At 71.5% G+C, this 25,413-nt stretch carries 28 protein-coding genes, 5 tRNA genes and 1 pseudogene; 7 read left to right on the top strand and 27 right to left on the bottom strand.

Features of this window, described 5'->3' with window-relative positions; all coding sequences use genetic code 11:
* Nucleotides 1–38: 38 nt before the first annotated feature.
* Nucleotides 39–254, bottom strand: a complete 216-nt coding sequence (locus ACIPK4_RS06155) for a hypothetical protein (protein ID WP_030162422.1) — start codon at nt 252–254, stop codon at nt 39–41.
* 359 nt (nt 255–613) lie between these two features.
* Nucleotides 614–895, bottom strand: coding sequence for an acylphosphatase (locus ACIPK4_RS06150; RefSeq protein WP_054226477.1), 282 nt, complete (start codon nt 893–895; stop codon nt 614–616).
* A 135-nt stretch (nt 896–1,030) separates the two neighbouring features.
* Between ACIPK4_RS06150 and ACIPK4_RS06145 the strand changes: the two genes are divergently transcribed.
* Together ACIPK4_RS06145 and ACIPK4_RS06140 are read left to right on the top strand one after the other, a co-directional pair.
* Nucleotides 1,031–2,017: a CAP domain-containing protein gene (locus tag ACIPK4_RS06145; RefSeq protein WP_402309572.1), complete on the top strand. Its 987-nt coding sequence runs from the start codon at nt 1,031–1,033 to the stop codon at nt 2,015–2,017.
* Nucleotides 2,018–2,101: 84 nt separating this feature from the next.
* Nucleotides 2,102–2,479, top strand: a complete 378-nt coding sequence (locus ACIPK4_RS06140) for a winged helix-turn-helix transcriptional regulator (RefSeq protein ID WP_376201489.1) — start codon at nt 2,102–2,104, stop codon at nt 2,477–2,479.
* Here ACIPK4_RS06140 and mutM read toward each other — a convergent pair.
* From mutM to ACIPK4_RS06095, 9 genes are all read right to left on the bottom strand, one after another.
* Nucleotides 2,452–3,312, bottom strand: a complete 861-nt coding sequence (gene mutM, locus ACIPK4_RS06135) for a bifunctional DNA-formamidopyrimidine glycosylase/DNA-(apurinic or apyrimidinic site) lyase (protein ID WP_402309571.1) — start codon at nt 3,310–3,312, stop codon at nt 2,452–2,454. The genes ACIPK4_RS06140 and mutM overlap by 28 nt on opposite strands.
* A gap of 127 nt (nt 3,313–3,439) precedes the next feature.
* Nucleotides 3,440–4,300, bottom strand: coding sequence for a ribonuclease III (gene rnc, locus ACIPK4_RS06130; RefSeq protein WP_402309570.1), 861 nt, complete (start codon nt 4,298–4,300; stop codon nt 3,440–3,442).
* Nucleotides 4,301–4,319: 19 nt separating this feature from the next.
* Nucleotides 4,320–4,493 carry a 50S ribosomal protein L32 gene (rpmF, locus tag ACIPK4_RS06125; protein ID WP_003965982.1) on the bottom strand — a complete coding sequence of 58 codons (174 nt, stop codon included), beginning with the start codon at nt 4,491–4,493 and terminating at the stop codon, nt 4,320–4,322.
* 2 nt (nt 4,494–4,495) lie between these two features.
* The gene (locus ACIPK4_RS06120; protein WP_376201511.1) at nt 4,496–5,146 is read right to left on the bottom strand and encodes a DUF177 domain-containing protein; all 651 of its coding nucleotides are present in this window, start codon (nt 5,144–5,146) and stop codon (nt 4,496–4,498) included.
* A gap of 138 nt (nt 5,147–5,284) precedes the next feature.
* A complete protein-coding gene (locus ACIPK4_RS06115; RefSeq protein ID WP_402309569.1) occupies nt 5,285–6,355 on the bottom strand; it encodes a DivIVA domain-containing protein in 1,071 nt (356 codons plus the stop codon).
* Nucleotides 6,356–6,458: 103 nt separating this feature from the next.
* Nucleotides 6,459–6,938, bottom strand: a complete 480-nt coding sequence (gene coaD / locus ACIPK4_RS06110) for a pantetheine-phosphate adenylyltransferase (RefSeq protein WP_376201508.1) — start codon at nt 6,936–6,938, stop codon at nt 6,459–6,461.
* Nucleotides 6,939–6,967: 29 nt separating this feature from the next.
* A complete protein-coding gene (rsmD, locus tag ACIPK4_RS06105) occupies nt 6,968–7,546 on the bottom strand; it encodes a 16S rRNA (guanine(966)-N(2))-methyltransferase RsmD (RefSeq protein WP_054226470.1) in 579 nt (192 codons plus the stop codon).
* Between the two features lie 122 nt (nt 7,547–7,668).
* Entirely contained in the window at nt 7,669–9,870 is a 2,202-nt protein-coding gene (gene recG / locus ACIPK4_RS06100; protein WP_402309568.1) for an ATP-dependent DNA helicase RecG, read from the bottom strand.
* Nucleotides 9,871–9,886: 16 nt separating this feature from the next.
* On the bottom strand, nt 9,887–11,683 hold the full coding sequence (locus ACIPK4_RS06095; RefSeq protein WP_402309567.1) for a DAK2 domain-containing protein: 1,797 nt from the start codon (nt 11,681–11,683) through the stop codon (nt 9,887–9,889).
* Nucleotides 11,684–11,839: 156 nt separating this feature from the next.
* Here ACIPK4_RS06095 and rpmB point away from each other — a divergent pair, with 156 nt between their 5' ends.
* On the top strand, nt 11,840–12,025 hold the full coding sequence (rpmB, locus tag ACIPK4_RS06090) for a 50S ribosomal protein L28 (RefSeq protein ID WP_082410959.1): 186 nt from the start codon (nt 11,840–11,842) through the stop codon (nt 12,023–12,025).
* A 165-nt stretch (nt 12,026–12,190) separates the two neighbouring features.
* Here rpmB and thiD read toward each other — a convergent pair whose 3' ends face one another.
* A complete protein-coding gene (thiD, locus tag ACIPK4_RS06085) occupies nt 12,191–12,994 on the bottom strand; it encodes a bifunctional hydroxymethylpyrimidine kinase/phosphomethylpyrimidine kinase (RefSeq protein WP_376205426.1) in 804 nt (267 codons plus the stop codon).
* Nucleotides 12,991–13,974: a thiamine-phosphate kinase gene (locus ACIPK4_RS06080; protein ID WP_054226466.1), complete on the bottom strand. Its 984-nt coding sequence runs from the start codon at nt 13,972–13,974 to the stop codon at nt 12,991–12,993. Before ACIPK4_RS06080 ends, thiD begins: the two co-directional genes overlap by 4 nt.
* Before the next feature lie 244 nt (nt 13,975–14,218).
* On the opposite strand from ACIPK4_RS06080, the gene ACIPK4_RS06075 reads away from it, so the two are divergent.
* A complete protein-coding gene (locus ACIPK4_RS06075; protein ID WP_030298511.1) occupies nt 14,219–14,452 on the top strand; it encodes an Lrp/AsnC ligand binding domain-containing protein in 234 nt (77 codons plus the stop codon).
* Nucleotides 14,453–14,475: 23 nt separating this feature from the next.
* The gene (locus ACIPK4_RS06070) at nt 14,476–14,976 is read left to right on the top strand and encodes a DUF3515 domain-containing protein (RefSeq protein ID WP_054226465.1); all 501 of its coding nucleotides are present in this window, start codon (nt 14,476–14,478) and stop codon (nt 14,974–14,976) included.
* 91 nt (nt 14,977–15,067) lie between these two features.
* Here the strand turns inward: ACIPK4_RS06070 and ACIPK4_RS06065 are convergent, their stop codons facing one another.
* From ACIPK4_RS06065 to ACIPK4_RS06055, 3 genes are read right to left on the bottom strand one after another with little or no spacing between them, the layout of a single operon-like run.
* Nucleotides 15,068–16,225, bottom strand: coding sequence for a D-alanine--D-alanine ligase family protein (locus ACIPK4_RS06065; protein WP_402309566.1), 1,158 nt, complete (start codon nt 16,223–16,225; stop codon nt 15,068–15,070).
* 39 nt (nt 16,226–16,264) lie between these two features.
* The gene (locus ACIPK4_RS06060; protein WP_402309565.1) at nt 16,265–17,275 is read right to left on the bottom strand and encodes an NAD(P)H-dependent glycerol-3-phosphate dehydrogenase; all 1,011 of its coding nucleotides are present in this window, start codon (nt 17,273–17,275) and stop codon (nt 16,265–16,267) included.
* Complete coding sequence (locus tag ACIPK4_RS06055) at nt 17,272–18,024, bottom strand: lysophospholipid acyltransferase family protein (protein ID WP_402309564.1); 753 nt, start codon at nt 18,022–18,024, stop codon at nt 17,272–17,274. The genes ACIPK4_RS06060 and ACIPK4_RS06055 overlap by 4 nt, the downstream gene beginning before the upstream one ends.
* 194 nt (nt 18,025–18,218) lie before the next feature.
* On the opposite strand from ACIPK4_RS06055, the pseudogene cofC reads away from it, so the two are divergent.
* Nucleotides 18,219–18,893: pseudogene (cofC, locus tag ACIPK4_RS06050) on the top strand (2-phospho-L-lactate guanylyltransferase); the annotation flags it as partial.
* Between the two features lie 278 nt (nt 18,894–19,171).
* Here cofC and ACIPK4_RS06045 read toward each other — a convergent pair.
* From ACIPK4_RS06045 to leuC, 4 genes are all read right to left on the bottom strand, one after another.
* Nucleotides 19,172–19,849 (bottom strand): HU family DNA-binding protein, encoded by a 678-nt coding sequence (locus ACIPK4_RS06045; RefSeq protein WP_402309563.1) that lies wholly within the window; start codon nt 19,847–19,849, stop codon nt 19,172–19,174.
* A gap of 144 nt (nt 19,850–19,993) precedes the next feature.
* Nucleotides 19,994–20,221 carry a hypothetical protein gene (locus ACIPK4_RS06040; RefSeq protein WP_045945905.1) on the bottom strand — a complete coding sequence of 76 codons (228 nt, stop codon included), beginning with the start codon at nt 20,219–20,221 and terminating at the stop codon, nt 19,994–19,996.
* Nucleotides 20,222–20,358: 137 nt separating this feature from the next.
* Nucleotides 20,359–20,952 (bottom strand): 3-isopropylmalate dehydratase small subunit, encoded by a 594-nt coding sequence (gene leuD / locus ACIPK4_RS06035; protein ID WP_376204994.1) that lies wholly within the window; start codon nt 20,950–20,952, stop codon nt 20,359–20,361.
* A 5-nt stretch (nt 20,953–20,957) separates the two neighbouring features.
* Nucleotides 20,958–22,382 (bottom strand): 3-isopropylmalate dehydratase large subunit, encoded by a 1,425-nt coding sequence (gene leuC, locus ACIPK4_RS06030; RefSeq protein ID WP_054226459.1) that lies wholly within the window; start codon nt 22,380–22,382, stop codon nt 20,958–20,960.
* Between the two features lie 119 nt (nt 22,383–22,501).
* On the opposite strand from leuC, the gene ndgR reads away from it, so the two are divergent.
* Nucleotides 22,502–23,218: an IclR family transcriptional regulator NdgR gene (ndgR, locus tag ACIPK4_RS06025; RefSeq protein WP_030304142.1), complete on the top strand. Its 717-nt coding sequence runs from the start codon at nt 22,502–22,504 to the stop codon at nt 23,216–23,218.
* A 194-nt stretch (nt 23,219–23,412) separates the two neighbouring features.
* Here ndgR and ACIPK4_RS06020 read toward each other — a convergent pair.
* The 7 genes from ACIPK4_RS06020 to ACIPK4_RS05990 form a co-directional block, all read right to left on the bottom strand.
* Nucleotides 23,413–23,485: transfer RNA gene (locus ACIPK4_RS06020), tRNA-Glu, on the bottom strand.
* Between the two features lie 15 nt (nt 23,486–23,500).
* Nucleotides 23,501–23,572: transfer RNA gene (locus tag ACIPK4_RS06015), tRNA-Gln, on the bottom strand.
* A 21-nt stretch (nt 23,573–23,593) separates the two neighbouring features.
* Nucleotides 23,594–23,666 (bottom strand) — tRNA-Glu (locus ACIPK4_RS06010).
* A gap of 63 nt (nt 23,667–23,729) precedes the next feature.
* Nucleotides 23,730–23,802 (bottom strand) — tRNA-Glu (locus ACIPK4_RS06005).
* Nucleotides 23,803–23,829: 27 nt separating this feature from the next.
* Nucleotides 23,830–23,901, bottom strand: a tRNA-Gln gene (locus ACIPK4_RS06000).
* Between the two features lie 86 nt (nt 23,902–23,987).
* Entirely contained in the window at nt 23,988–24,716 is a 729-nt protein-coding gene (locus ACIPK4_RS05995) for an HAD family hydrolase (RefSeq protein ID WP_402309562.1), read from the bottom strand.
* 10 nt (nt 24,717–24,726) lie between these two features.
* Nucleotides 24,727–25,401 (bottom strand): DUF4241 domain-containing protein, encoded by a 675-nt coding sequence (locus ACIPK4_RS05990; RefSeq protein ID WP_402309561.1) that lies wholly within the window; start codon nt 25,399–25,401, stop codon nt 24,727–24,729.
* Nucleotides 25,402–25,413: the final 12 nt, after the last annotated feature.

The following is a 25,413-nucleotide window of genomic DNA, read 5'->3' as shown; positions in this document are numbered from 1 at the left end:
TCATGCGGGGCTGGAGTCGAGCGACGAGTTGAGAGCGATCAGGTGAGCGCAGGCTCCGCCTGGGGTACGTCGATGTCGATGCGGTCCAGCAGCGAGTCTCCGTGCTGAGCGGCGGCCGCGTTCAGCGCGTCGTTTTCGGACTGAATCCGTACGAGCTCGGACTCGAGGTCCTGGACGCGCTGCTGAAGCCGTCGCATCTCGGCGAGGAGCCGCGGGTCAGAACCGCCGACGTAACCGAGAAGCGCCTTTGCCATGATGGATGGTCCTCCACACTGAGTGACCGACCGAAGCGGTGTGGGTCGTGAGGGAATCGCACCCGCGGATGTCCGACAGCGACTGTCAGTCACTGCACGCGTTTCTTGCTAACACTGCCAGCACTGCCAAACAGCTCAGGTGCGCGGGGCTTCCAGCGTCTCACCAAAAAGTTTGACGGTCAACACGATCACGCCCCGTATCGGCGGGCAGCCCGGGTCTCCCAAGGGATCTGGAGATCGTCCGTCACTCGAAGCCTTCCACGGTTCACGGCGCGCGGCAAGGCGTCGACGGCGAACGTGCAGATCCGGCCGGGTGCGGACCCCTGGGAGGTGTGATCAGTACATGATCAGTCGATCGGTCATCGGATCGCGAAGTCGTCGTAGCCACCGCGCGGTGTGCCCCAGATCTCTGTCACCCCGTCGACCCTCCCGGGCGTGTCGGCGGAGCGCAGCCACTCGAGGAGCCGGTGGCAATTCTCACGTTGCCCTTCGGCCACGACCTGTACCCGCCCGTCGTCCAGGTTGAGCGCGAAGCCGACGACCCCTCCGATCTCCAGGGCATTGGCCCTGGTGAACCAGCGGAAGCCCACTCTCTGTACGCGGCCGCGCACCCACGCGGTGAGGCGGACGTCTTCGTTCATGCGTGAACGCTAACCGGGCGGGGTCGTCCGGCTCACATCGCCCCCGCGCCACATCGCGTACAGTCGCGCACCAATGAACTCACCCATTTGGGTGAGTAAGGGATGATCTTGACTTTACGGAAGGGCACGTCGCCGATGGGACGCCACCGACTCCACGCCGCGCCGGGCCGCGACGGCACTCGCCGCACCCTCGTGCGCACCGGCCTGTTGGGCGTCTCCGTGGCAGTGGCCCTCGGCACGGCGGCCGTGACCACCGGCGTGGTGCCGGTCAGCACGTCCTTCCCCTACGTCGGCGTCAGCGCGGACAGCCCCGCTCCGAAGCCGCAGGCCGAGGCCTCGCCGAGCGCCAAGCCCGTCGCCGAGCAGCGGGGCGGCCTGCCCAGCCTGTCCGGCCGCGCCTCCGCGGGCTCCGACGCGGGCGGTCCGTCCCCGTCGGCCTCCCGCACCCCGTCGGCCTCGCTCTCCCCGTCGGCCTCAGCCTCCCCGTCGGCCTCGCCGAGCCCCTCCGCCACGCCCGCCAAGCCCACCCCCGCCGCCGCCTCCACACCGGCCCCGGCCGCTCCCACGCCCCCGGCCGCCAAGGAGCCGGCGAAGCCCGCGCAGAGCCCGGCCCCCGTGGTCCGGGTACCGGTTGCGCCGGCTGCGCCGGCTGCGCCGAAGACGGCCGCCCCCAAGCCGCCGGCCCCCTCCACCCCCAAGCCGCCGGCCCCCACCACCCCGCCCGCCACGAAGCCCGACGACGGCCGCTCCGCGCAGGAGGCCGCCGTGCTCACCCTGGTCAACCAGGAGCGCGCGCAGGCCGGCTGCGGTCCCGTCCGGGCCAACCCGCCGCTGGCGGCGCTGGCCGCCGCCTTCAGCAAGGACATGGCCACCCGCGGCTTCTTCGACCACACCGACCCCGACGGCAGGACACCCTGGGACCGCGCCGCCAACGCGGGCCTGGGCGGGCTCGGCGGCGAGAACATCGCGCGCGGCCAGGGCGACGCCCAGGCGGTCATGAACGCGTGGATGAACAGCCCCGGCCACAAGGCGAACATCCTCAACTGCGAGTTCCGCACCCTCGGCGTCGGCGCCTACTTCGCGGACGGCGGCCCCTGGTGGACCCAGGACTTCGGCTTCTAGCCGCCCCGGCGCCCCGCCACCGAGCACTTACTGACCGACAGCGCAAGCTTCTGGTAAGCGCTGCGCGGAGTTAAGCTGGTCGGCATGGAGACAGAACCGCCGTTCGACGCCTTCGCGCGCGCGTGCCCGTCCCGGGAGACCCTGGAGCACGTCACGGGCCGCTGGGGCAGTCTCACGGTGGGCGCCCTGCGCGACGGCTCGTGCCGCTTCAACGAGCTGCGCCGCAAGGTCGACGGCGTGAGCGAGAAGATGCTCTCCCAGACCCTGCACGCGCTGGAGCGCGACGGCATCGTCCACCGCGAGGCGCAGCCGACGAACCCGCCGCGCGTCGACTACGAGCTGACCCCGCTCGGCGTCGAGATCGCCGACCGGCTGCTCGCGCTCATCCACTTCCTCGAAGGCAGCATGCCCCGGGTGCTGACCGCCCGGCAGTCCTACGACGCCACGCGCGGCGGGCGCTGACAGCGCGGGCAGAAGTAGCTGGACCGGTTCATCCACGGGCGGCGCCGCATCGGGGTGCCGCAGCGCCGGCAGGGCTCGTCCTCGCGTCCGTAGGCGTCGAGCGAACGGTCGAAGTAGCCCGACTCACCGTTCACGTTGACGTAGAGGCTGTCGAAGCTGGTGCCGCCGACTTCGAGGGCCGCGTTCATCACGTCCCGGACGTGGCCGAGGAGTTCCGCGCTCCGGGGGCGCGTCAGCGTGGCGGTGGGCCGCTCGTAGTGCAGCCTGGCCCGCCACAGCGCCTCGTCGGCGTAGATGTTGCCGACGCCGCTGATCAGGGACTGGTCGAGCAGGGCCCGCTTGACGGTGGTCCGCTTGACGCGCAGCGCCGCGTGGTAGGCGGCCTCGTCGAACAGCGGGTCCAGCGGGTCCCGGGCGATGTGCGCGATGACGTCGGGCAGCCCGTCGGGGGTGTTCTCGTGGAGCGAGAGCCCCCCGAAGGTGCGCTGGTCGACGAAGCGGAGCTCGGTCCCGGCGCCGTCCCGGAAGCGCACGCGGATGCGCAGGTGCTTCTCGTCCGCGGCCTCCTCGGGCTGGACCAGGAGCTGGCCGCTCATCCCGAGGTGCCCCAGCACGGACAGGTCCCGCCGCTCCAGGGGCAGCCACAGGTACTTCCCGCGCCGCTGCGGGACGCCGAACGTCTCCCCCGTCAGCCGCGCCGCGAAATCGGCGGCTCCCGCCGGGTGGCGGCGTACCGCCCGCGGGTGCAGCACCTCGACGGCCTCGACGGTCCGGCCGGCCACCCAGCGTTCCAAGCCGCGCCGTACGACTTCGACTTCGGGCAGCTCGGGCACGCGGTTCCTCCGGAGGGGTGTGGTTCTGGTCGTTCCCGGGGAGCGTACCGGCCTCCCCCGCCGGGCCGGGAACGGGTCCGCCCGCCCCTGCGCTGCAGGGGCGGGCGGGATGTCCCGAAGGGAGGGTTCAGCCGTTCGGCGTCGGGTCGGCGGGCGTCGGCGACCCGCCGTCCTCGGCCTCGGCCGCGGTGGCGGCCGGAGCCGTCACCACGACCTGGGCGGCGGCGGTGGCCGCGGCTTCCGCCGCGATCCGCTCGTCCGCCTTGGCACGGATCCCGCGCCAGGCGGACTCCGCTGCCTGCTGTTCCGCTTCCTTCTTGCTGCGGCCGGTGCCGGTGCCGTACGAGACACCACCGACGCGGGCGGCAGCGGTGAAGGTCTTCTCGTGGTCCGGACCGGTCTCGGTGACCAGATATTCCGGTACGCCGAGGCCTTCCGCCGCCGTGAGCTCCTGGAGACTGGTCTTCCAGTCCAGGCCGGCCCCGAGGTTCGAGGACTTCTCGATGAGCGGGTCGAAGAGCCGGTGGACCAGCTCCGAGGCCGCGTCGAGGCCCTGGTCGAGGTAGACCGCGCCGATCACCGCTTCAAGGGTGTCGGCGAGGATGGAGGCCTTGTCCCGGCCACCCGTGCCCTCTTCGCCCCGGCCGAGCCGGATGAAGGAGCCGAGGTCGAGGCCGCGCCCGACCTCCGCCAGTGCGCGCGAGTTGACCACCGCGGCCCGCAGTTTGGCCAGCTGGCCTTCGGGCAGGTCGGGGTGGGTGGTGTACAGCGTGTCCGTGACCACCAGGCCGAGCACGGAGTCCCCGAGGAACTCCAGACGCTCGTTGGTGGGCAGACCGCCGTTCTCGTACGCGTACGAGCGGTGGGTCAGTGCACGCACCAGAAGGGCGGACTCGAGTCGATACCCGAGCCGCCCTTCCAGAAGCGTGTGGGACGAGGCCGCGTTGTTACTGTCTGCCTGCTTCTCAGCGTTGGACAGCTCAGACATTGCGCCTCTCACCAGCCGCTCAGACCTCGAGGACCTGGCGCTTGTTGTAGGTGCCGCAGCTCGGGCACGCGATGTGCTGGAGCTTCGGCTCCTGGCAACGCTCACACGAAACCAGGGTGGGGACCGCAGCCTTCCACTGCGACCGGCGGTGGCGCGTGTTGCTGCGCGACATCTTCCGCTTCGGAACAGCCACGGCTACTTCTCCTGCTTCTCGGCGGCGCTCTGAACGTCGTCAGATGCAGTGCCGCTCATGTTGTCCTTCTCGCCGTCCTGATCGGTCACGACGAGTTCCTGCAATGCCGCCCAACGGATGTCGACGGCGTCATGGTGGTGGTCCGGGTCGTCGTTCAGGCTGAGCCCGCAATCGGGGCACAGTCCCAGACAGTCCTCCCGGCACACCGGCTGCATGGGCAGTGCGAGCACCACCACGTCCCGCAGCACGGGTTCGAGGTCGAACAATCCGTCCTCGAGGAAGAGCGTGTCCTCGTCGTCCTCGGCGTCGTCGGCCGGCTCCGCCTTTGAGCGGCCCCGGTCGTCGGCGTCAGGGTACGAGAACATCTCCTGGAAGTCCGCCTTGAGCTCGCGCTCGACGGACTCCAGACACCTTACGCACTCCCCCACGGCCGATGCACGGGCGGTGCCTGTGACAAGCACCCCTTCCATGACCGACTCCATGCGGAGGCTGAGCTTCACCGGGGCGCCCTCCGGCACTCCGATGACGCCGGCGAGACCGAGGTCCGCCGGTGCCGCGATCTCACGGGACAGCCGCTGCATGGCACCAGGACGCCGGCCCAGCTCGTGCGTGTCGAACACGAGGGGGTTGCGGTGGTCGAGGCGGGTATTCAGGGCCGTTCCTGCTTTCACAGATCGCTGAAGATCAAGGTTGCCCCCCAGGTGGGCACCTGTGGGCAGCATGGATCGCGGTGCATACGCGCGACCGAAGAGCCAGGATACCCGGCGCTTCGCTCTGAGCCCAATCCGGCCTCAGCGGCCCTGTTCGTACTGGCGCAGCTGGTCCAGGTTGATCATGCTCGTGTCGAAGAAGCTGGTCTCGTCCAGCGCGGGCTGCTGCGACTGCTGCTGCGACTGCTGCTGCGGCACCTGCGGAGCCTGCGGCTGCTGCTGGTAGGCCGCGTACGGATCCGGCTGCTGCTCGTAGCCCAGCGCCGCGTACGGGTCCGGCTGCTGGACCTGCTGCTGGTAGGCGTAGGGGTCCTGGTAGCCGTAGCCGTCCTGCTGCTGGAGCTGCTGCGGCTGGTAGCCGTACGCGTCGTACGCGGGCTCCTGCTGGGCCTGCGCCGGGATCGCGGGGGCCATGGGTGCCGCCGGCTCCGCCAGGCCCGCCAGGAAGTCCGCGTCGCTCGCCGACCGGGACTGCTGCACCCCGGCGGCGTCCTGGGCCGCGATGTGCTCGCCGAGGTCGTCCGTGGGCACCCGGCCCAGGAGCTTCTGACGGCCCCGCCCGACGGCCTCCAGGGTCTTGGAGAGCACCGCCTCGAAGGTCGCCAGCTTGGTGTCCACGTAAGCGTCGGCCTGCTGCCGCTGCGTGTCCGGGTCCTGGCTGCGCTCCGGGGCGTCCGCATCGGGATACCCCTGGTCGTCCAGGCCCGGGCCGCGGCCCAGCAGCTTCTCGCGGCCGCGGTCGACGGAGCCGATGGTCTTGGTGAGCACGACCTCGAAGTTCGCGAGCTTGCTGTCGACGTAGTCGTCGGCCTCGGCCCGGATCTCCTCGGCCTCCCTGCGGGCGTCCGCCAGGATCCGGTCGGCCTCGGCCTGGGAACGGCGCGCGACCTCGGTGTCGGAGATCAGCGAACCGCGCTGGGCGTGCGCCGACTCGATGATCCGCTCCGCCTCGCGGCGGGCGTCCTCGACCATCTGCTCGCGGCCGCCGATGAGCTCCTGAGCCTGCGCGAGCGAGCCGGGGAGCGCCTGGCGGACCTCCTCCAGCTGCGCGAGCAGTTCGGCGCGGTTGATCACGCAGGAGGCCGACATGGGCATGGACCGGGCGCCGCCGACGGCCGCGACGATCTCGTCGAGCTTCTTCTGCACGTCCATGGGGGCTCGCACTCTCTCGGCCTCGGGCGGTTCCTGAGACGGACGGGACGACTGTAAGGCCCCCGGGTGAACACCCGGCACCGACTGACGGCCCGTCAGCCGGTCAGCGGGCGGCGAGCCGCTCGGTCAGCGCCGCGTGCACGTGCGGCGGCAGCAGGTGGGCGACGTCGCCGCCCCAGGCCGCGACCTCCTTGACCAGCGAGGAGGACAGGAAGCTGTAGGTGGGGTTGGTCGGCACGAACAACGTTTCGACGCCGGAGAGCCCCATGTTCATCTGGGCCATCTGGAGCTCGTAGTCGAAGTCGCTGACGGCACGCAGGCCCTTGACGATGGCCGGGATGTCGCGCTGCTTGCAGAAGTCGACGAGCAGTCCGTGGAAGGACTCCACCTCGACGTTCCCGTAGCCGGCGGTCGCCTCGCGGATCAGCTCGATCCGCTCTTCGACCGTGAACAGCCCCTTCTTGGACTGGTTGATCATCACGGCGACGTGCACGACGTCGTAGAGCCGGGAGGCCCGGCCGATGATGTCGAGGTGTCCGTTGGTGATGGGGTCGAATGACCCGGGACAGACGGCTCGGCGCAACTTGGGTCCCTCGCTCTCCGATGCGGGCATCATGAGTCTTCGCTGGTGAAGGCGGCGCGACCGTACCAAAGGGTGCCCTCGCCGTACTTCCGGGAGCGCAGCGCCTCGAAGCCCTCGGGCCACGGGAACGCGCCGCTCCTCGTACCGCGCTCCACGGTGACGAGCGCATCGTCCGTGAGCCAGCCATTGGCACGGAGTGTGAGGAGGATCTCGCCAAGATCGTCGTGGCCGACGGCGTACGGCGGGTCCAGGAACACCACGTCGTACGGGTCCCCGGCCGCCGGGACCGCCACGACCTGCTCCGCCTTGCCCGCGCGGAACTCGGCGCCGGGCAGGCCCAGTGCCCTGATGTTGTCCCGGATCGCCTTGCCGGCCTTCGCCTCGGGCTCGACCAGCAGCGCGTGCGAGGCGCCGCGGGAGAGGGCTTCCAGGCCGACGGCTCCGGAGCCTGCGTACAGGTCGAGCACGCGGGCCCCCTCGACGCCGTGCAGCGACTCCCAGGTCGAGAAGAGGCCTTCGCGCATCCGGTCCGAGGTCGGCCGGGTGCCGGTGCCCGGGGGCACGGTCAGCCGTCGCCCGCCGGCGCTGCCGGCGATCACGCGGGTCATCTGGGGTCCTTCGGTACGACGGTGGTGGGGTGGTGGGTGCCGGCGGGTCCTGCGGGTACGGCCCGGCCCCGCGGAGTCCAACGATAGGTCGTACCGCCGCGGAAGGCCCCGGGCGGTACCGCTCAGCCCTTCTCCAGGTACTGCTCCCGCTCGGTGTCCAGCAGGGCGTCCAGGGCCACCCGCAGGCCCGGCAGCCGCTCCAGCCCGGGGTCGGCGGCGACCACGCGGGTGGCCTCCTCCCGGGCCTGGGCGATGACCTCCTCATCCTCGATGACCGCGAGCATGCGCAGCGAGGAGCGCACGCCCGACTGGGCCTGGCCCAGCACGTCGCCCTCCCGGCGCTGTTCCAGGTCGATCCGGGAGAGCTCGAAGCCGTCCAGGGTGGCGGCGACCGCGGCGAGCCGGGCCCGGGCGGGGCTCGCCTCGTGCATCTCGCTGACCAGCAGGCACAGGCCGGGGGCGGAGCCGCGGCCGACGCGGCCGCGCAGCTGGTGGAGCTGGGAGACGCCGAACCGGTCCGCGTCCATGATCACCATGACGGTGGAGTTCGGGACGTTGACCCCGACCTCGATGACGGTGGTGGCGACGAGCACCTTGACCTCGCCGGCGGCGAAGCGGCGCATCACGTCGTCCTTGTCGGCCGGGTCCATCCGGCCGTGCAGGACCTCCACCGGCAGTCCGGCGAGCGGTCCGCGGGTGAGCTGCGCGGCGATGTCGAGGACGGCGAGCGGCGGCCGCTTCTCGGCGTCGTCCTCCGCGGAGCCCTTCTTCTTCGGCTCCTCCTCGTCTCCGATGCGGGGGCAGACCACGTACGCCTGGTGCCCGTTCTCGACCTCCTCCCGCACCCGTTCCCAGGTCCGGGTCAGGAAGTGCGGCTTGTCCTTGGCCGGTACGACGTGGGTGGCGATCGGGGAGCGGCCCGCGGGCAGCTGGTCGAGGACGGAGGTCTCCAGGTCGCCGAAGACGGTCATGGCGACGGTGCGCGGGATGGGGGTCGCGGTCATCACGAGCAGGTGCGGGGGCTGCTTGCCCTTGGAGCGCAGCGCGTCGCGCTGCTCCACGCCGAAGCGGTGCTGCTCGTCGACGACGACCAGGCCGAGGTCGTGGAACTGCACCTTGTCCTCGATGAGCGCGTGCGTGCCGATCACGATGCCGGCCTCGCCGGTGACCAGGTCGAGCAGGGCCTGGCGGCGCGCGGCCGTCCCCATGGAGCCGGTGAGCAGCACGACCTTGGTGCCCTGGTCGGAGCCGCCGAGCATGCCGCCTTCGGCCAGTTCGCCCATCATCTCAGTGATGGAGCGGTGGTGCTGCTGGGCGAGCACCTCGGTGGGGGCGAGCATGGCGGCCTGCCCGCCGCAGTCGACGACGGCGAGCATGGCCCGCAGCGCCACCATCGTCTTGCCGCTGCCGACCTCTCCCTGGAGGAGGCGGTGCATGGGGTGTTCCGTGGCCAGGTCGTCGAAGATCTCCCGGGACACGGTCTGCTGGCCCTCGGTGAGGGTGAAGGGGAGCTTGGCGTCGAAGGCGTCGAGCAGGCCGCCCGGTGCCGGGCGGCGGGGGACGGCGGGGAGCTGGGAGTCGGCGTGCCGGCGGCGGGCCAGGGCGATCTGGAGGACGAAGGCCTCGTCCCACTTCAGCCGTTGCCGCGCGTCCTCGATGTCGGCCTTGGTGGCCGGCCGGTGGATCTTCAGCAGAGCCTCGGTGAGCGGGACCAGTCCGCGGCCCTCGCGCAGGGCGTCCGGCAGCGGGTCCACGGCGTCCCGGGCGCTCGGCAGCACGGCGTCCACGCACTTGGCGATCTTCCAGGACTCCAGCTTGGCGCAGGCCGGGTAGATCGGGATGAGCTGGTTCGCGAAGGCGGTCGCGGCGTCCCGGTCGGAGGCGTCCGCGCCGAGCGGCTCGTACGCGGGGTGGGAGAGCTGGAGCTTGCGGTTGAACATGCCGACCTTGCCCGCGAACATGGCGCGGGTGCCCGGCAGCAGGTCCTTGTGCGGCTTGTGGACGCCCGCCCCGAAGAAGACCAGCTGGAGGCGGCCGCTGCCGTCGGTGATGGTCACCTCCAGGCGCTTGCCGCGGCCCCCGTTGAAGGTCAGGATCCGGGCGTCGGCGACCTGGGCGACGACCGTCACGTGCTCGTCGATCTGGTCGGCGAGCTCGGCCAGCGACGTCAGCTCGCCGCGCTCGGCGTACCGCCGCGGGTAGTGGTGGAGCAGGTCCAGGGCCGTGTGCAGGCCGAGCTGCTCGGCCAGCACCTTGGCGGTGGCGGGGCCGAGCGTCTTCTTGAGGTCTTCGTCGAGCGCGGGCACGTGTTCATTGCACACCATCGCGCTGACAAGCCGGCTATTCGACCCCGATGAGGAGGGGCGCGCAGTGCCGTCCGCCGCGGTAGGTGACCGTGTCCACCGCCAGGTGTCCCTGCTGTACGTACGCCTCGAGGCGCGCGGCGAGGGAGTCGGGCACCTCCGGTCCCAGGACCAGGGTGACGAGTTCGCCGCCGGAGCCCAGCATCCGCTCCAGGACGGCTCGGGCGGTGTCGTCGAGGCCGGAGCCGATGACCGCGACGTCGCCGTCGATGAGTCCGAGCACGTCCCCGGCCTGGCAGATGCCGGCGGAGGTGAAGGACTGCCGTTCGGCGACGGCGAGTTCCCCGTAGCGGGTGGCGCCGGCCGCCGCGGTCATGGCGACGACGTCCTCGTCGAAGGTGCCCTCCGGGTCGTGGACGGCGAGGGCGGCCAGCCCCTGGACCGCGGACCGGGTGGGGATCACGGCGACCCGTACGCCGTCGGCGCGGGCCTGCTCGGCCGCGGCGGCCGCGGCGGCGCGCTGGTCGGCGCCGCCGGGCAGCAGCACCACCTCGCGGGCGTGCGCGCGGCGGATGGCGTCGACGAGTTCGGCGGTGTCCGGGACCTCGCCGGGCCGGGCGAGCACCGTGGTGGCGCCCGCCTCCCCGCACAGTCCGGCCAGCCCCTCGCCCGGGACCACGGCGACGACGGCCCGCTGGACGCGCTCCCCGCGCGCCCGGCGGCGCTCGTCGCCGAAGTGGGTGATGCGGATCCGGTACGGCCGCCCGGCGACGACGCCGGCCTCCACGGCGGCGCCGGGGTCGTCGACGTGGACGTGCACGTTCCACAGTCCGTCGCCGCCGACCACCACCAGGGAGTCCCCGAGCCCGTCGAGGCGTTCGCGCAGCCGGGCCACGTCCGGCTCGGCGGCCTCCAGCAGGTAGATCACCTCGTACGCGGGGCCGCCCTGCTCCTCGGCGTCGCAGGGCTGCGGCGGCTGCGGTACGGGCACGGCCCGGCCGCGGACGGCCTCGGCGGCGGGCTCCCGGCCGGACAGCGCCTGCGACAGCGCCCCGAGTACGGCGACCAGCCCGCAGCCCCCCGCGTCGACGACCCCGGCCCGGCCCAGCTCGGCCAGCTGCCCCGGGGTGTCGGCGAGGGCCGCGCGGGCCCCGTCGTAGGCGGCCAGGGCCACGTCGGCCGCGGTCCCGGCGGCGGCGCCGGCCGTCTCACCGGCGCGGGCCGCGGCGGCGGCAATGGTGAGCATGGTGCCCTCCACCGGGTGCGCGACGGCCGCGTAGGCCTCCTCGGCGGCCCGGGTCAGCGCCCGGGCCAGCAGCGGGCCGGGCGCGCCGTCGCCGGGCTCCTCGCCGAGCACGTCGGCCACACCGCGCAGCAGCTGCGCCAGGATCGTCCCGGAGTTCCCGCGGGCGCCTATGAGGGCGCCGTGCGCGTAGGCCCGCACGGCGTGGGAGAGGGTGGGGAGGGAGGAGACCCGGGCCGCGGTGTCCGGCCGGCCGTCCGCTGTGGTCCCGCTCACGCCGGCGGGGGCGTTCCCGAGGGCCTCGGCCAGTGCGCGGTCGGCCGATTCGGCGGTCAGGTAGAGGTTGGTGCCGGTGTCCGCGTCCGCGACCGGGTAGACGTTGATCGCGTCGATGTCCTCGCGGGCCCGGCCCAGTGCGGCCACGGCCAGTGAGCTCCAGGTGCGCACCGCTTCGGCGTCGAGCTCGTCGGGGGACTGCGGCTGCGGCTCGTGCGGCACCGGGCGTTCCTCCTCGTGCGGGCCAGGGTTCACCGCAGGGTAACGAAGGTCTGCCGGGCGTCCGGGCTCGCGGGCGGGGCCGGCGGCAGTCATGGTAGTTTTCTTGGACCGAGGCAGTCGTTGTATGCTGCTCCGGTTGCCCGATGAAAGTCGGGCCATTCCCCCGGCAAACCACTCAGACTTCTTCAGACTTCTGATCCGGTGCGCCGGATTTCACTGTAAGTGCATCTGAAGTCTTTGGAGTGACCTGTGGCTGCCAACTGCGACGTTTGCGCCAAGGGGCCGAGCTTCGGCAACAACATCTCCCACTCGCACCGCCGCACCTCTCGTCGCTGGAACCCGAACATCCAGCGCGTTCGTGCCGTGGTCGGTGGGACGCCGAAGCGCCTCAACGTCTGCACCTCGTGCATCAAGGCCGGCAAGGTCTCGCGCTGACGCCAACCGTCGTAGCGCAGCCCTTTCCGGTTGCCAAGAAGGCCGGTCCACCTCGTGGGCCGGCCTTTTGCCTTGCCCGGCCACGCCCGGGCAGGGCGTGAGGGCCGCAACGGCGGAGGGCCACCGCGTCACGTGACGCGGTGGCCCTCCGCCGTTGCGATGCCGTCAGCGGTGCCACTGCCAGGCGTGGTCCACCGGGCCGATGCCGCCGCCGAGCGCGAAGCCGGCGGCGAGGGCGCCGGTCACGTACTCCTTGGCCTCCATGACGGCCTGCGGGACGTCCTGCCCCTTGGCGAGCCCCGCGGCGATCGCGCTGGCGAGGGTGCAGCCGGTGCCATGGGTGTGCCGGTTGTCGTGTCGCGGGGCCCGCAGCCACAGCTGAGTGTCGCCGTCGGTGAGCAGGTCGGCGGCCTCGTTCCCGTGGGCGGCCAGGTGCCCGCCCTTGACGAGCGCCCACTCGGGTCCGTACGCGAGCACGGCGTCGGCGGCCCGCCGCATGTCGTCCTCGCTCTCGACGACGACGCCCGTGAGCTGCGTCACCTCGTCCAGGTTGGGGGTGGCCACGGTGGCCCGGGGCAGCAGCTCCTTGCGGACGGCGTCCAGCGCCGAGGCGGCGAGCAGCGCGTCCCCGTGCTTGGAGACGCCGACGGGGTCCACGACGGCGGGGGCGGAGGTGGCGGCCAGCAGTTCGGCCACCGTCTCCACCAGCGCGGTGGAGGCCAGCATGCCGGTCTTGACCGCCTGGACGCCGATGTCGTCGACGACGGCCCGGTACTGGGCCTTCACGGCCTCGCCGGGCAGCTCCCAGACGCCCTGGACCCCGAGGGAGTTCTGCGCGGTCACGGCCGTCACCACGCTCATCCCGTGCACGCCGAGCGCCAGCATGGTCTTGAGGTCGGCCTGGATCCCGGCGCCACCGCCGGAATCCGATCCGGCGACGGTCAGGCACAGCGGTGGCGCGTCGGTCATCGCGAGGTCTCCTCGGTGGACGGGTCGGAGCCGAAGTGGTCCCAGCCGCCGGTGCTCGTCCAGGGGGCGCCGTCCACGGTCACCTGGGGCAGCGCGGACCGGTTCAGCACCTCCCCGATGACCTTCCACCGGGCCGGCAGCTTCACGTCGGGCGGGAAGGTCGCCACGATGGCGTGATCTTCTCCTCCGGTGAGCACCCACTGCAAGGGGTCGACGCCGACGGCCTGCCCGATGTCGTGCATCTGCGTCGGGATGTCGACGGCCGCCGAGCGCAGGTCGATCCGCACCTTGCTGGCCTCGGCGATGTGGCCGAGGTCGGCGATCAGGCCGTCGCTGACGTCCGTCATGGCGGTGGCGCCGAGCCCGGCGGCCGCGGGGCCCGCGTGGTACGGCGGCTCGGGGCGGCGGTGCGCCTCGACGAAAGCCCGCGGGGAGCGGAAGCCGCGCGAGAGCACGGCGAAACCGGCGGCGGACCAGCCCAGCCAGCCCGTGACGGCCACGACGTCGCCGGGCTGGGCGCCGGAGCGCAGCACGGGCTCGTGGTTGCGCAGGTCGCCGAGGGCGGTGATCGCCACGGTGATGGCGTCCCCGCGGACGACGTCACCGCCGACCACGGCCGCGCCGGCGACCTGGCACTCGTCGCGGATGCCGTCCATCAGCTCGGTGGGCCAGGTGACCGGCAGCTCGGCCGGGACGACCAGGCCGAGCAGCAGGGCCGTCGGCACCGCGCCCATGGCGGCGATGTCGGCGAGGTTCTGCGCGGCGGCCTTGCGGCCGACGTCGTACGCCGTGGACCAGTCGCGCCGGAAGTGCCTGCCCTCGAGCAGGATGTCCGTGCTCGCCACGACCCGCCGGTCGGGGGCCGACACGACCGCGGCGTCGTCGCCCGGTCCGAGCCGGACCGCCGGGGTGGTGGTGAGCCGTGAGGTGAGCTCCCGAATGAGCCCGAACTCCCCCAGCTCGCCCACAGTGCCCTTCATCGCTGTGCCCCTTCTTGCCCAGTCCGCTTGCGGTCGCGAGCCGTCACAGCTCTGGGTACCGTCAACAGATACGTCAACTTCTGCTCTCCGTACGCCCCGCCGTGCGTGGCGCCGTGCCCCCGGGTCTCCCCGTGGCGCTCGGCAACGCGGTACCGTGGCGTCCCTTCTTCCCCGGGCCCACTCGCATCCCTGGGCCCACCCGAAGGTTAGGGGAATCGATCCTCGTGGCCGCCCTGGAGGTTCCGTGGTACAGGCGTACATCCTTATCCAGACCGAGGTGGGCAAGGCGTCGTTCGTCGCCGAGTCCATCAGCCAGATCGCGGGGGTGATCCAGGCCGAGGACGTGACGGGTCCGTACGACGTGATCGTCCGCGCCCAGGCCGACACCGTGGACGAGCTCGGCCGCATGGTCGTCGCCAAGGTGCAGCAGGTGGAGGGCATCACCCGCACCCTGACCTGCCCGGTGGTCCATCTGTAGCCCCCGTCTACTCTTGGCCGGTGATGTCCGTACACCGCCGGCCCCTCCGTGTGCCCGCCCTGCCCGCACTGGCCGCCGTGCTGGCCCTCGCGGGCTGTGCCCCGGGTGGTTCCGAAGCCCGGGTGGAGCCGCCGCCCACGCCGCCCGCCGACGTCGCGGGGTTCTGTGCAGCACTGCACAGGGAACTCCCGGAGACGGTGGCCGGCCTGGCGCGGGCCGAGGCCTCGCCGGAATCGGATCTGACGGCCGCGTGGGGCGGCTCGGCGATCGTACTGCGGTGCGGTATCCCCAAGCCCCCCGAGATGGCCGATCCGAAGCAGGACGGCGTCGAGGTCAACGGCGTCCGGTGGCTCCTGCAGAAACTCCCCGACAGCGCGGGCGGGGGGTTCCGGTTCATCACCGGGCTGCGCCTCGCGTACACGGAGGTCCGGGTCGACGAGGAGCATTCCACGGACGCGGGGATGCTGGTCGGGCTGTCCGCCGCCGTGGCCAGGACCGTCCCCGAGGGGATCTCGTCGTACTGAGAGCCCCCCGCGGCCCCGCAGCCGCGCTCCGTACACCGACCGCCCGCCGGGAATCCCGGCGGGCGGTCGGCGTTTCGCGCTGGTCGACGGGCTAGCGCAGCCCGGTGGAACGCGTCAGGGCCGCCTGGATCAGGCGGTCCACCAGCTCCGGGTACTCGACGCCCGACTCCTGCCACATCCGCGGGTACATGGAGATCGGGGTGAAGCCCGGCATGGTGTTGATCTCGTTGATGACGAAGCTGCCGTCCTCGGTGAGGAAGAAGTCGGCGCGCACCAGGCCCTCGCAGGACGCGGCGTCGAACGCCTCGACCGCGAGCCGCTGCACCTCGGCGGTCTGCTCCGGGGTCAGCGGCGCGGGCACGATCCCGGAGGCGGAGTCGATGTACTTCGCCTCGAAGTCGTAGAAGTCGTGGCTGGAGACCGGCGGGATCTCCGCGGGCACGCTCGCGCGCGGGCCGTCCTCGAACTCCAGCACCCCGCACTCGATCTCGCGGCCGCGCAGCAGCGCCTCCACGATGATCTTCGGGTCGTGGCGCTGTGCCTCGCGGATCGCCTCGTCCAGGCCGGAGGCGTCCTCGACCTTGGTGATGCCGATGGAGGAGCCGGCCCGGGCGGGCTTGATGAAGAGGGGCCAGCCGTGCTCGCCGGCGAAGTCCAGGATCCGCCCGCGGGCGGCGTCCCGGTCGGCGTCCCACTCGCGGGGGCGGATGGTGACGTACGGGCCGACGGGGAGGCCGAAGGAGGTGAAGACCCGCTTCATGTACTCCTTGTCCTGGCCGACGGCGGAGGCGAGGACGCCCGAGCCGACGTACGGGACGCCGGAGAGCTCCAGGAGGCCCTGCAGGGTGCCGTCCTCGCCGTAGGGGCCGTGCAGCATCGGGAAGACGACGTCGACCTCGCCCAGCGCCTTCGGGACGGCTCCCGGCTCGGTGTAGACGACCTCGCGGTTGGCCGGATCGACGGAGAGCACGACGGCGCCGTCCTCGGAGTCCGCCAGCTCCTCGACGCTCGGGAGCCTGCGGTCGGCGATGGCCATCCGCGCGGGCTCGTCGGCGGTCAGCGCCCACCGGCCGTCCGTGGTGATGCCGATGGGCAGCACCTCGTACTTGGACCGGTCGATGGAGCGCAGCACGGCGCCCGCCGTGACGACCGAGATGGCGTGTTCCGAGCTGCGGCCGCCGAACACGACGGCCACGCGGGGCTTGCGGCCCTGCTGCTCAGGGGTCTGGGGGAGGTTCTCGCTGCTCATATCGCCACGACGATACCCGCTCCGGCGTCCGGAAAGGAGTCAGCGGCGTTCCGGTTTGGCGCTGCGCCCCATCAGCTCCTTCAGGGCGACCAGCGGAGGCTTGCCGTGGTGGACGATCTCGACGACCGTGTCGGTGATCGGCATGTCCACTCCGTGGCGTCGCGCGAGATCGGCCACCGACTCGCAGGACTTGACGCCCTCGGCGGTCTGCCTGGTGACCGCGATGGTCTGCTCCAGGGTCATTCCGCGGCCGAGGTTGGTGCCGAAGGTGTGGTTGCGGGAGAGCGGCGAGGAGCAGGTGGCGACGAGGTCGCCGAGTCCCGCGAGACCGGAGAAGGTCAGCGGGTCGGCGCCCATCGCCAGGCCCAGCCGGGTCGCTTCGGCGAGCCCGCGGGTGATGAGCGAGCCCTTGGTGTTGTCGCCCAGCCCCATGCCGTCCGCGATGCCGACGGCGAGGCCGATGACGTTCTTGACGGCGCCGCCGAGCTCGCAGCCGATGACGTCGGTGCTCGTGTACGGGCGGAAGTACGGGGTGTGGCAAGCCGCCTGGAGGCGCTGCGCGACGGCCTCGTCGGCGCAGGCGACGACGGCGGCGGCGGGCTGCCGGGCGGCGATCTCGCGGGCCAGGTTGGGGCCGGTGACGACGGCGACGCGCTCGGCGGGGACCTTGGCCACCTCCTCGATGACCTCGCTCATGCGCTTGGCGGTGCCGAGTTCGATGCCCTTCATCAGGGAGACGAGGACGGCGTCGGCGGGCAGCAGGGGGGCCCATTCGGCGAGGTTGCCGCGCAGGGTCTGCGAGGGGATGGCGAGGACCGCGAAATCGGCGCCGCGCGCGGCCTCGGCCGGGTCGGTGGTGGCGCGCATGTTCGCGGGGAGTTCGACGTCCGGGAAGTAGTCCGGGTTGGTCCGGCCGGTGTTGATGGCGTCGACGACCTCGCGGCGGCGGCCCCACAGGGTCACCTCGCAGCCTGCGTCGGCGAGCACCATGCCGAAGGCCGTGCCCCAGGAGCCGGTTCCGAAGACGGCCGCCTTCACGGGACGTGTCACTTCTGGTCCTCCCCCGCGGCCCTGCGCCGCTGTTCCGCCCTGGCCTTGCGATGGTCGTACGGCTGCTCGGGCGCCTTCTCGCCGCGCAGCTCCTCCAGCAGCCCGGTGACGGCCGCCATGATGATCTCGGTGACCTCCTTGAGCACGTCCGGGGTGGGTTCCCGGTCGTAGAACTCGGAGAGGTCGACGGGGGGTCCGGCCAGCACCTGGAGGGTCTTGCGCGGGAACAGCCGGACCTTGTCCTGCTTGGCGTAGGGCGGCATCGCGAGGTTCGCGCCCCACTGGGCCACGGGAATGACGGGCGCCCTGGTCATCAGCGCCACCCGCGCCGCGCCGGTCTTGCCGGCCATCGGCCACATGTCCGGATCGCGGGTGAGCGTGCCCTCCGGATAAAAGGCCACGCATTCGCCGCGCTCGATCGCGTCCACGGCGGCCCGGAATGCGTCCAGGGCGTTGGTGGTCTCGCGGTAGACCGGGATCTGACCGGAGCCGCGCAGGATCGCGCCGACAATGGGGACCTTGAAGAGGGCCGCCTTCGCGAGCAATCGGGGCACCCGGCCGGTGTTGTACTGGAAGTGCGCGTAGGAGAGCGGGTCCAGATACGAGTTGTGATTGACCGCCGTGATAAACCCGCCCTCGGCCGGAATGTGATCCATTCCCCGCCAGTCCCGCTTGAAGAGCACGATCAGCGGCGGTTTTGCGATGACCGCCGCCAGGCGGTACCAGAAGCCGATTCTGCGGCGGGACACTCGTACACCTTCCTCTGGGACCGGTGCGTGGGGGTACCTCCCGGCGGTAGCTGGGGAAGCCTGGGCACCTCGTCGGCCGGACAAGTGTGGCCTCCGGTCCGGTCTCTGTCGAGAACACCGTACGCCCCGCCCGGCGCACCGGGCCGCCGGGTCGACCGGGCGGGGGCGACAATGGGCCGACGCATGACCCGGTCATGACCCGGCCGTGGTCCGCGCATGTACGGACGCGCACCGGAGGGAAGGGGTCCGCCACGAACGCGGTCTGGAGTCTGGTGGTCCCGCTGAAGCCCCTGGCGGTGGCCAAGAGCCGGCTGGCGGCGGCCGTCGGCACGTCGCGGCCCGGGCTGGCGCTGGCGTTCGCTCAGGACACCGTGGCGGGGGCGCTGGCCTGCGGGGCGGTCGCGGATGTGGTGGTCGTCACGGACGACGCCCGGGCCGGGGAGGAACTGGCGCGGCTGGGGGCGCGGATCGTCGCGGACGCGCCGGGGGCGGGGCTCAACGCGGCACTGGCCCACGGGGCGCGGAGGGTCCGCACGCTCCGGCCCGGGGCGGCGGTGGCCGCGATGAACGCGGATCTCCCCGCACTGCGGCCGACGGAATTGCAACGCGTGCTCGAAGCCGCGTCCGCATTTCCCCGGGCATTTCTGGCGGATGCCGCGGGAATCGGCACGACCCTGCTTTCCGCTGCTCCGGACGTGGAATTGGCACCCTCGTTCGGAGGCCCGTCACGGGCCCGGCATTCGGCGTCGGGGGCTGCGGAAATAGCCCTGGGGGACGTGGAGAGCGTGCGCCGGGACGTGGACACGGCGGCGGATCTGCGGACCGCCCTCGCCCTCGGTGTGGGCCGTCACACGGCCCGATACAGTGCCCGTATGCAGGCGACCGCGTACACGTACGACTCCCAGACCCGCAGCGGCAGTGTGCTGCTGGACGACGGCACTCCGGTGCCCTTCGAGGCCCCGGCGTTCGACGCGGGCGGCCTGCGGCTGCTGCGCCCCGGGCAGCGGGTCCGGATCGAGACGGACGGCGAGGGACCGGGGCTGCGGATCACGCTGGTCACCCTGCAAACCTTCTGACCTGCACGAACAGCACCGCGGGCCGGCTTCCCCAGGAGGGGAAGCCGGCCCGGCGTGTGTGACTCGTGGCCTTACTTCTTGCGGGCCGTGGTCTTCTTCGCGGTGGTCTTGCGCGCCGTCGTCTTCTTGGCGGGCGCCGTGGTCTTCGCGGTGGCCTTCTTGGCCGCCGGAGCCGTCTTCTTGGCGGTGGCGGTGGTCTTCTTCGCCGCCGGAGCCGTCTTCTTGGCCGTGGGGGCGGTCTTCTTCGCGGTCGCCGTGGTCTTCTTCGCCGCGGCGGTCTTGGTGACCGCCTTCTTGGCGGTGGCGGTCTTCTTGGCGGTGGTGGTCTTCTTGGCGACCGTGCTCTTCGCCGCCGCCTTCTTGGCGGTGGTGGCCTTCTTGGCCACGGCCTTCTTGACCGTCGCGGAAGCGCCGCCGGAAAGGCTGCCCTTGGGCGCCTTCTTCACGGACACCTCGCCGCCCTTGGGCAGCTTCTTGGTGCCCGCGACCAGGTCCTTGAAGCCCTGACCCGCACGGAAGCGGGGAACGGAGGTCTTCTTGACCCGGACGCGCTCACCCGTCTGCGGGTTGCGGGCGTAGCGGGCCGGGCGGTCGACCTTCTCGAACGAGCCGAAGCCCGTGACCGAGACCCGGTCGCCCGCGACCACAGCGCGGACCATCGCGTCCAGTACCGCGTCGACAGCGTCGGCGGCCTGCTGGCGGCCGCCCAGCTTGTCGGCAATCGCTTCTACGAGCTGCGCCTTGTTCACGTCTTCCCCTTCGGAGACTTCGCCAGAACGAATGTGTTCAAGCTTATTTCGCACGTTAGGCGGATATATACCGCAAATCAAACACGAAACGGGCTAATCACCCTAGTGCCGCAACGGTGTAGGTCGTTACGGAGTTCCTTCGCATCAGTCGCCTTCAGGGAATCGACCCTCGTCGAGGTCCTTCATCAACCTGTCCAGGCGCCTTGCCGCATCGGCGAGATCGTGCTTCGCCGCGGCCGTGACGACCAACAGCTTCCGGGACAGCGCCATCCTTACGCCCTCCGGGACTTGCAGTGTGCGCACCCTTGCGTGTGCTTCTTTCAGCCGGTCCGCGACGAGTTCGTAGAGCTCAAGTTGACTGTCGCGTTCCATGCACAGATTGTGCCATCTGGGGCGAGTTGTCGCCTCACGGGGCCTCAACACACGGCTGTGCCCCCCACCTGAAGGCGGGGGGCACAGTGTTGTCGATGTGATCACCCAAAGGTGAATAAGCGCTGATCAGGCAGGAATCAGGCTCGAATCGTACGCGGCTTGTGGCTCGGGCGGCCGCTTTCGTACGCGGCGATGTCCGCTTCGTTCTGAAGGGTGAGCGAGATGTCGTCCAGACCCTCCAGCAGACGCCAGCGGGCGTTGTCGTCGAGTTCGAACTCCGCCTCGATTCCCGCCGCGCGGACCTGGCGGGCGACCAGGTCGACCGTCACCTCGGCGGTCGGGTCGGCCTCGGTCAGCTCCCACAGCCGGTCGACGGTCTCCTGCGGCAGGACCACCGTCAGCAGACCGTTCTTCAGCGAGTTGCCGCGGAAGATGTCCGCGAACCGGGAGGAGATGACCGTCTTGAACCCGAAGTTCTGCAGCGCCCAGACGGCGTGCTCGCGCGAGGAGCCGGTGCCGAAGTCGGGGCCGGCGACCAGTACGGTCGCGCCCTGGCGCTCCGGGCGGTTCGTGACGAACTCGGGGTCCTTGCGCCAGGCCTCGAAGAGCCCGTCCTCGAACCCGTCGCGGGTGATCTTCTTCAGCCAGTGGGCCGGGATGATCTGGTCGGTGTCGACGTTGCTGCGGCGCAGCGGGACGGCCCGGCCGGTGTGGGTGGTGAAGGCTTCCATGGTTCTCAGACTCCGGCGGTCTCGTTGGCGTCGGACAGGTCGGCGGGCGAGGCCAGGTGGCCCAGTACCGCGGTGGCGGCGGCCACCTGCGGGGACACCAGGTGGGTCCGTCCGCCCTTGCCCTGCCGGCCCTCGAAGTTGCGGTTGGAGGTGGACGCGGAGCGCTCACCGGGGGCCAGTTGGTCGGGGTTCATGCCCAGGCACATCGAGCAGCCCGCGTGCCGCCATTCGGCGCCGGCGTCCTTGAAGACCTTGTCCAGGCCCTCCTCCACGGCCTGCAGGGCGACGCGGACGGAGCCCGGGACGACCAGCATCCGTACGCCGTCGGCGACTTTGCGGCCGCCGATGATGCCGGCGACGGCGCGCAGGTCCTCGATCCGGCCGTTGGTGCAGGAACCTACGAAGACGGTGTCGACCTTGATGTCGCGCAGCGGCTGTCCGGCGGTCAACCCCATGTATTCCAGGGCCTTTTCGGCGGCCAGGCGCTCCGAAGCGTCCTCGTACGAAGCGGGGTCGGGGACGTCGGCCGACAGCGGCGCGCCCTGGCCCGGGTTGGTGCCCCAGGTGACGAACGGCGACAGCGCGGCGCCGTCGATGACGACCTCGGCGTCGAAGACCGCGTCCTCGTCGGTGCGCAGGGTCTGCCAGTACGCGACCGCCGCGTCCCAGTCCTCGCCCACCGGGGCGTGGTCGCGGCCCTGGAGGTAGTCGAAGGTGGTCCGGTCGGGGGCGATCATGCCTGCGCGGGCGCCGGCCTCGATCGACATGTTGCAGATGGTCATCCGGGCTTCCATCGAGAGCTTCTCGATGGCCTCGCCGCGGTATTCCAGGATGTAGCCCTGGCCGCCGCCGGTGCCGATCTTCGCGATGATCGCCAGGATCAGGTCCTTGGCGGTGACGCCCTCGGCCAGCTCGCCGGTGACGGTGATGGCCATCGTCTTCGGGCGGGCCAGCGGCAGCGTCTGGGTGGCCAGCACGTGCTCGACCTGACTGGTGCCGATGCCGAAGGCCAGCGCGCCGAACGCGCCGTGCGTGGAGGTGTGGGAGTCACCGCAGACCACCGTGGTGCCCGGCTGGGTCAGCCCCAGCTGCGGTCCCACCACGTGGACGACGCCCTGCTCCACATCGCCCAGGGAGTGCAGGCGCACGCCGAACTCGGCGCAGTTCTTGCGCAGCGTCTCCAGCTGGGCCCGGGAGACGGGGTCCGCGATGGGCTTGTCGATGTCGAGGGTGGGGGTGTTGTGGTCCTCGGTGGCGATGGTGAGGTCGAGCCGTCGGACCTTGCGGCCGGCCTGCCGCAGGCCCTCGAAGGCCTGGGGGCTGGTCACCTCGTGCAGCAGGTGCAGATCAATGAAGAGGAGGTCGGGCTCGCCCTCGGCGCGCCGGACGACATGGTCGTCCCAGACCTTCTCCGCGAGTGTCCTACCCATCGCTTTCCCTCCGGCTCACCGTCCCGGATCCAGTGGTTCGTGGACCCGTACATACAGACTCGCTGGTTCTTGGAAAAATTGAACTTGCGTTTCACAGTGTGAGACGCGAATATCGTTTCATGGACAACTCTAGCGGCGTCGGCGTTCTCGACAAGGCAGCTCTGGTATTGAGCGCACTGGAGTCCGGTCCGGCCACCCTCGCCGGGCTGGTCGCGGCGACAGGGCTCGCACGACCCACGGCACATCGCCTGGCCGTGGCACTGGAACACCACCGGATGGTGGCGAGGGACATGCAGGGCCGGTTCATCCTCGGACCGCGGCTGGCGGAGCTCGCCGCCGCGGCCGGCGAGGACCGCCTGCTGGCCACGGCGGGACCGGTACTCACCCACCTCCGCGACGTGACGGGAGAGAGCGCGCAGCTCTACCGGCGTCAGGGCGACATGCGCATCTGCGTGGCGGCCGCGGAGCGGCTGTCGGGCCTGCGGGACACCGTCCCGGTGGGCTCGACGCTCCCGATGAAGGCCGGCTCGGCCGCGCAGATCCTGATGGCCTGGGAGGAGCCCGAGCGGCTCCACCGCGGACTGCAGGGCGCGCGCTTCACGGCGACGGCCCTGTCGGGCGTACGGCGCCGCGGCTGGGCGCAGTCGATCGGCGAGCGGGAGCCCGGTGTGGCCTCCGTCTCGGCGCCGGTGCGCGGGCCGTCGAACCGCGTGGTGGCCGCCGTGTCGGTCTCCGGGCCGATCGAGCGCCTGACCCGCCACCCGGGCCGGATGCACGCCCAGGCCGTCATCGACGCGGCCGCCCGCCTGACGGAGGCCCTGCGCCGTTCCGGCTGACCCTTCCAGGTCGCCGACTTCCCCCGTCGCCGACTTCCCCCACTCCCCCGGGTCCGGGGGCGCGTACGACGCCGCACACGTCCGAACACGCGCCTCCGGGCCCGCACTTGTGCGGTGCCGGTGCGCGTGCGGTTATGCGTACGGGAACAGCGAAGAGGCCCTCCGCGATGATCGCGGAGGGCCTCTTCCGTGCGTACCCCCGACCGGATTCGAACCGGCGCTACCGCCTTGAGAGGGCGGCGTGCTAGGCCGCTACACAACGGGGGCTTGCTTTGTACTGCGCTGGGCTACCAGGACTCGAACCTAGAACAAAGGAACCAGAAACCTTCGTGTTGCCAATTACACCATAGCCCAATGTGGTCTATACCAGACCAGTACCCCCGACCGGATTCGAACCGGCGCTACCGCCTTGAGAGGGCGGCGTGCTAGGCCGCTACACAACGGGGGCCCTAGCGATCCTGCATCAAGACGTCCGGGAGCTACCCAATGGAGACCTTGCGGGAAGGATCTGTACCCCCGACCGGATTCGAACCGGCGCTACCGCCTTGAGAGGGCGGCGTGCTAGGCCGCTACACAACGGGGGCAAAGCACTGCGTTACTGCTGCACTGCGCTGGGGTACCAGGACTCGAACCTAGAATAAGGGAACCAGAAACCCTCGTGTTGCCAATTACACTATACCCCACCGAAAGTCAACCCCCTGCGGGGTCTTTCTTTCGAGTGGCGCCTCCGTCCGGCCTTTCGGCCCGCTCCGGCGGCGCAGAAAGAACATTACCGGATGCCTGACCGTGCTCCAAAACGGGTATCCGAGGCCAGGAGCTCGGGGAGCCGGGCGAGCCCGTCGATCCGGTGCACGCCCGAGGGGCCCGGCCCGCGCGCGCCGTCCCGGTCGAGCCAGACCGCGGTGAGCCCTGCGTCGCGGGCGCCGCGCGCGTCGATCTCCGGCTGGTCCCCCACGTACGCCACGTCGCCCGGCGGCAGCCCGAGCGCCTCGCAGGCCGCGAGGAAGGCCTGCGCCTCGGGCTTGCTCACGCCCAGTTCCGCGGCGCACACCAGCACCTCGAACCGCTCGCGCAGTCCGAGCCGGCGCAGCTTGGGGTCCTGGTTGACGGTGGAGGAGTTGGAGAGCACCCCGTGCCGGTAGCCGCCGGCGAGGGCGTCCAGGACGGGCACGACGTCGGGGAACAGCGTCCAGGCGGCCTTGTAGTGCTCCACGTAGCGGTCGAACCAGGCGTCGGCCTCGGCGGCGCCCATACCGGGCTCGTCGAGGAAGTCCCGCACCCGGTCCCGGCGCTGCTCGGGGAAGCTCACCTCCCCGGCGGCGAAGCGGTCCCAGTGGCGGGTGGTGATCTCCCGCCACAGGGCGAGCGCCTCCTCGGGGGCCCCGTACCGCTGCGCGAGGCCCTCTTCGGCGAGCCGGCGCGCGAGGCCTGCGCTGTCCGCCCCGGTGTAGTCGAACAGGGTGTCGTCGATGTCCCACAGCACGGCGCGGATCGGCATACCCCCGACGCTACGACATCGCCGGCGCCCCGCCCTCGGGAACGACGAAGAAATCGGTGACGAAACAGGTGACGGCGCCCGCCGCGTCCCGGCCGACCCAGGTCGGGTAGTGGCCGTCGCCGAAACCGGAGGAGAAGGCGGCGAGGTTGTGGCCGTCCTCCCCGTCGACGAGGTGGACTCCCGCCGCGTGCCCGGCGGCCTCGAAGGCGTCCCAGAGCGGCCCCTCGTCCCCCTCGCACTCCTCGAAGGAGTCGTTGGCGCCGGCGTCGTAGAAGCAGCCCGCGCCCGCGTCGACGCCGTACCCGAAGTACCCGTCCTCGCCGAGCTCCGCGGGGTCCTGGCCGTCCTTCAGGGCGAGCTCCCAGCTCACCACCGGGGCGTCGGTGACGAGCAGGCGGGCGGCGGCGACCCTGCGGTGCGGCTCGTCCGACGGCTCCTCGCCCGGCTCGGTCAGGGTGGCCATGGCCACCTGCACCCGGTGGCGGCCCGCGGGCACCTGCACGGTGAACGGCGTGATCCAGTCGCCGCCCAGTCCGGTGAAGGGGTCGCAGGCCACCACGCGGCCGGTGGGCAGCCACAGCTCGCCCCCGTCGACGACGGAGAGCGTCCCGGTGGGGCCCTCCTCGTACGAGAAGGTGCTGCCCGGCGTGAAGAACCAGGAGAAGTCGGGGGCGGTGATCGGCACGTCAGGCCTTTC

The organism is Streptomyces sp. NPDC086989, assembly GCF_044745505.1.
In the GTDB taxonomy this organism is placed as follows: Bacteria; Actinomycetota; Actinomycetes; order Streptomycetales; family Streptomycetaceae; genus Streptomyces.
Note: the sequence above shows the minus strand (reverse complement) of the source record. Positions and strands in the feature narration are given on the sequence as shown.

Coding starts and splice junctions, on each gene's coding strand:
- ACIPK4_RS06155 (WP_030162422.1), bottom strand. CDS start 254: ATGGCAAAGGCGCTTCTCGGTTACGTCGGCGGTTCTGACCCGCGGCTC.
- ACIPK4_RS06150 (WP_054226477.1), bottom strand. CDS start 895: ATGAACGAAGACGTCCGCCTCACCGCGTGGGTGCGCGGCCGCGTACAG.
- ACIPK4_RS06145 (WP_402309572.1), top strand. CDS start 1,031: ATGGGACGCCACCGACTCCACGCCGCGCCGGGCCGCGACGGCACTCGC.
- ACIPK4_RS06140 (WP_376201489.1), top strand. CDS start 2,102: ATGGAGACAGAACCGCCGTTCGACGCCTTCGCGCGCGCGTGCCCGTCC.
- rnc (WP_402309570.1), bottom strand. CDS start 4,300: ATGTCTGAGCTGTCCAACGCTGAGAAGCAGGCAGACAGTAACAACGCG.
- ACIPK4_RS06115 (WP_402309569.1), bottom strand. CDS start 6,355: ATGGACGTGCAGAAGAAGCTCGACGAGATCGTCGCGGCCGTCGGCGGC.
- rsmD (WP_054226470.1), bottom strand. CDS start 7,546: ATGACCCGCGTGATCGCCGGCAGCGCCGGCGGGCGACGGCTGACCGTG.
- recG (WP_402309568.1), bottom strand. CDS start 9,870: ATGGTGTGCAATGAACACGTGCCCGCGCTCGACGAAGACCTCAAGAAG.
- ACIPK4_RS06095 (WP_402309567.1), bottom strand. CDS start 11,683: ATGACTGCCGCCGGCCCCGCCCGCGAGCCCGGACGCCCGGCAGACCTT.
- thiD (WP_376205426.1), bottom strand. CDS start 12,994: ATGACCGACGCGCCACCGCTGTGCCTGACCGTCGCCGGATCGGATTCC.
- ACIPK4_RS06080 (WP_054226466.1), bottom strand. CDS start 13,974: ATGAAGGGCACTGTGGGCGAGCTGGGGGAGTTCGGGCTCATTCGGGAG.
- ACIPK4_RS06070 (WP_054226465.1), top strand. CDS start 14,476: ATGTCCGTACACCGCCGGCCCCTCCGTGTGCCCGCCCTGCCCGCACTG.
- ACIPK4_RS06065 (WP_402309566.1), bottom strand. CDS start 16,225: ATGAGCAGCGAGAACCTCCCCCAGACCCCTGAGCAGCAGGGCCGCAAG.
- ACIPK4_RS06040 (WP_045945905.1), bottom strand. CDS start 20,221: ATGGAACGCGACAGTCAACTTGAGCTCTACGAACTCGTCGCGGACCGG.
- leuD (WP_376204994.1), bottom strand. CDS start 20,952: ATGGAAGCCTTCACCACCCACACCGGCCGGGCCGTCCCGCTGCGCCGC.
- leuC (WP_054226459.1), bottom strand. CDS start 22,382: ATGGGTAGGACACTCGCGGAGAAGGTCTGGGACGACCATGTCGTCCGG.
- ndgR (WP_030304142.1), top strand. CDS start 22,502: ATGGACAACTCTAGCGGCGTCGGCGTTCTCGACAAGGCAGCTCTGGTA.
- ACIPK4_RS05995 (WP_402309562.1), bottom strand. CDS start 24,716: ATGCCGATCCGCGCCGTGCTGTGGGACATCGACGACACCCTGTTCGAC.